The sequence below is a fragment of the Pseudomonas sp. GW822-FHT03F04 genome (assembly GCF_058801405.1).
This window is the reverse complement of the sequence record NZ_JBXANF010000027.1, coordinates 1-670: the sequence shown is the minus strand read 5'-3', so window position 1 is coordinate 670 and position 670 is coordinate 1. Positions and strand designations below refer to the sequence as shown.

The 670-nt window shown below is 64.9% G+C and carries 1 pseudogene; it reads left to right on the top strand.

The annotated features are described in order from the left end of the window. Window positions 1-670 (top strand): annotated as a pseudogene (locus tag AC1RMX_RS29685) (type IV secretion protein Rhs); the annotation flags it as partial.

The following is a 670-nucleotide window of genomic DNA, read 5'->3' as shown; positions in this document are numbered from 1 at the left end:
TTCTGGGAGTGGGAGCGTGCCGGCAAGGCGGCACGTTGCGTGCGGCACTGGGCGTCGTTTTCGCAGATGGATACGCGTTACGTCTGGGATGACGCCGGCAGCGTCACGGTGCAGTACGTCGACGGTCGGGAAGAGGTTTACGTCCACGACGACACCGCGCGGCTGGTGCGTCAGGTCGCCGCTGACGGTGGCGAGCAGCTCAAGGCCTACGACGCGCAGGGTCGGTTGATCGCCGAGCAGGATGCGCTGGGGGCGGTCACCGAATACCGCTACGACGAGGTCGGACGGCTGATCGCGCTGATTCCGCCGGACGATGCGCCGACGTCCTACGAATACCGCCACGGTTTCCTGCACAGCCGTTCGCGTGGCGATGCGCAGTGGACATACCGGCGCAATGCGCAGGGTGACATCACCGAAGCGGTCGATCCCGACGGCCATGTCACCCATTACCACTACGACCCGCAGGGGCGGTTGCTGTCGATCCGTTATCCGGACAGTGGTCGCCATGTATTTGTGTGGAACGACCTTGGGCAACTGGTCGAGGAAAGCCTGCCCGACGGTGGGGTGCGGAAGTTTTCCTGCGATGCGTTGGGGCGGCGGATTACTGCGCAGGATGAACACGGCGCGGTTACCCGTCACGCCTGGGACGCCGTGGGCCGACTGATCCAGA